The organism is uncultured Paraglaciecola sp. (assembly GCF_913058035.1).
Taxonomy (GTDB): Bacteria; Pseudomonadota; Gammaproteobacteria; order Enterobacterales; family Alteromonadaceae; genus Paraglaciecola.
Map to the genome: position 1 here is coordinate 1 of NZ_CAJXPA010000329.1, position 2,431 is coordinate 2,431.

The window sequence follows — 2,431 nt, forward strand, 5'->3', positions numbered from 1 at the left end:
AAAAACACACAAATTCAATAGGTTAAATAATGTCAAATGCTTTAAGTGTCATTTATTATTGAACCAAACACCAATATACACTATCTCTAATATGTGGCTATCAAGTCCACAGGTAAGTAATCATTCAAAAGAGGAAACTCAATGAAGAGACAAAAAAGAGATAAGCTTTCAAGGGCGCATTCTAAAGGTTACCAAGCAGGCATTACAGGTCGTTCAAAAGAGAAATGTCCATTCCAGACATCAGGTGCACGATATGAATGGCTAGGAGGGTGGCGAGAAGCCATCGGTGATAGAAGTATTGGAATAGTCAGTCGATAATAAATAAGCCCCACATTGGGGCTTTAATGTTTAGCGTATTATTAAAAGCTGCTGGTGTCTTGGAACAAGCCTACTTTCAAGTCTTTAGCTTCATAAATTACTCTACCGTCAACTTCAACTGTGCCGTCGCCTAAACCCATAAACAGTTTACGCTTGATTACGCGTTTCAAATCGATCCGATAAGTGACTTTTTTAGCTGTTGGCAACACTTGTCCCTTGAACTTAACCTCACCGACGCCTAATGCTCTACCTTTACCCGGTCCGCCAGACCAACCTAAGAAAAAGCCAACTAATTGCCACATAGCATCTAAACCAAGGCAACCAGGCATAACAGGATCGCCAGGGAAATGACATGCAAAGAACCAAAGGTCGGGTGTAATATCAAGCTCTGCAATGATATAACCCTTACCATGGGAACCACCTGTTTCGTGAATCTCGACAATGCGATCCATCATTAACATATTGGGTGCTGGAAGTTGGCTATTTCCTGGACCGAATAATTCACCTGTACTGCAGGATAGAAGTTCTTCTCTCGTGAAACTATTTTGTTGTTCTGTCATTCTATGTATTGCCTTAATAATCTGAGAAGGGTAATTTAGCGAACAGTTGTAAGCTAAACAACTCTGAACAGTGATATATTTAACTTTTAGCCAAATTAAACCTATACGAATGACTATTAAAACAATATGAGCATAATTAAACGCAGTGCTAACGCTGAGAAACAAAAACGTTTTAGAGATAAACAAAAAGACAAGGGTAAAAAACAGGTCAGAGGATATGTTACTGCTCAAGCCATGGATTGCTACAAAGAGTTATCTGACAAAACCAAATGGACTGACAGTGAAATGTTGTCTAATGCGTTACGCATAACCTATGCAGCTTATAAATGTGGTCAAATTAGACTTTTAAATGAATGGCTTAAGGATCACGATAAGTAATATGATAAATCCTTCAAATAATGCTAGAAAAAGAAGTTATGAGATTGATTTACTCAGAGGCCTAGCAATTGTTTTGATGGTTATTTTTCATTTTAGTTATGACTTAACGGTTTTTGGCTGGGCGGACTTTAGTACCAGCAAAGATATCGAATGGATAATATTTAGGGCGGTTATTGTTAGCAGTTTTTTGTTGGCTGTAGGCATGAGTAGTTATTCGGCATATCAAAAATCGGTCAACAAAAATAAGCTCATTAAATCTGTCAGCAAACTTTTTGCGGTCTCTATGTTTATTACATTGGGCAGCTTCTTTATGCACCCGAATGCATGGGTGTATTTTGGTATCATACACTTTGTTACGGTCGCATTGCCTATCTCAGTTTTATTTGTTCGCGCTCCTTATATTGCTTTGATAATCGGGATTGGTTGCTTTGTAGGCTTTTGGAGTGGTATTTTGAACTTATATCCTGTTTGGCAGTGGAGTGTTTCAAATTTAGGCATTCCATCTCGTACGGTCGACCTAGTTAGTTTCTTCCCTTGGATTGGTGTGGTATTGATTGGTGTGTTTGTCATGCACAAAGAACTTTTTCAGGTTAAAGTCAAAACTAGTGCCATTTCAGATAAATTAGTTATATTGGGTCAACATTCGTTGGTTATTTATCTTATTCACCAACCTATTCTATATGGCTTATTTGGTCTCACAGATATAATTTTAGGTCGTTAATCGAAAGAATTAATATTCTAGAGAACATTGGCCAGAGCCAATGTTTTGTTCTATGAATCGTTAGATTTATTGGTTTTGCTTGTTTACAGGGTTATTGCATCGATAAATTTGAATTGTTTAATCCAATGTAGCTTAAAGTGCAGAAGCTTAAAAATGCTTCACAACGAATACACTTAAGCTTGTAAATAAGTTGTCAGCCTACATGTGTCAACCCAAAAAAGTTAATATTTCACCCCTATCTTTCATATAATTAGTATCAATGGACACCAGTGTATGAAAATTTACTGAATTAATAGTTAATTCAGGTTGGTAGTCAGGTATAGCCATTAACTTGCTATTTAAAAATAGCTTATGACGCTTTTATTATTTGTTTCACTATCACCATAAACTATCAAAAAAAAATATTAGTTTCAGGTTCAATATTTCATGCTAAATAAACAAAAAACCTATGTTG

General features: G+C 36.3%; 4 protein-coding genes. 3 read left to right on the top strand and 1 reads right to left on the bottom strand.

Features of this window, described 5'->3' with window-relative positions; genetic code table 11:
- The first annotated feature begins 141 nt into the window (after positions 1 to 141).
- Positions 142 to 318, top strand: coding sequence for a ribosome modulation factor (rmf, locus tag QZ562_RS20920; protein ID WP_293764625.1), 177 nt, complete (start codon positions 142 to 144; stop codon positions 316 to 318).
- 41 nt (positions 319 to 359) lie between these two features.
- Here the strand turns inward: rmf and fabA are convergent, their stop codons facing one another.
- Complete coding sequence (gene fabA, locus QZ562_RS20925; protein WP_293764627.1) at positions 360 to 878, bottom strand: 3-hydroxyacyl-[acyl-carrier-protein] dehydratase FabA; 519 nt, start codon at positions 876 to 878, stop codon at positions 360 to 362.
- Between the two features lie 126 nt (positions 879 to 1,004).
- Here fabA and QZ562_RS20930 point away from each other — a divergent pair, with 126 nt between their 5' ends.
- Together QZ562_RS20930 and QZ562_RS20935 are read left to right on the top strand one after the other, a co-directional pair.
- Positions 1,005 to 1,256: a hypothetical protein gene (locus QZ562_RS20930; RefSeq protein ID WP_293764629.1), complete on the top strand. Its 252-nt coding sequence runs from the start codon at positions 1,005 to 1,007 to the stop codon at positions 1,254 to 1,256.
- Position 1,257: 1 nt separating this feature from the next.
- The gene (locus QZ562_RS20935; protein WP_293764631.1) at positions 1,258 to 1,977 is read left to right on the top strand and encodes a heparan-alpha-glucosaminide N-acetyltransferase; all 720 of its coding nucleotides are present in this window, start codon (positions 1,258 to 1,260) and stop codon (positions 1,975 to 1,977) included.
- Positions 1,978 to 2,431 lie beyond the last annotated feature (454 nt).

Excerpts from the sequence above, each read along its gene's own strand:
- rmf (WP_293764625.1), top strand. The coding sequence starts at position 142 with ATGAAGAGACAAAAAAGAGATAAGCTTTCAAGGGCGCATTCTAAAGGT.
- QZ562_RS20930 (WP_293764629.1), top strand. The coding sequence starts at position 1,005 with ATGAGCATAATTAAACGCAGTGCTAACGCTGAGAAACAAAAACGTTTT.
- QZ562_RS20935 (WP_293764631.1), top strand. The coding sequence starts at position 1,258 with ATGATAAATCCTTCAAATAATGCTAGAAAAAGAAGTTATGAGATTGAT.
- fabA (WP_293764627.1), bottom strand. The coding sequence starts at position 878 with ATGACAGAACAACAAAATAGTTTCACGAGAGAAGAACTTCTATCCTGC.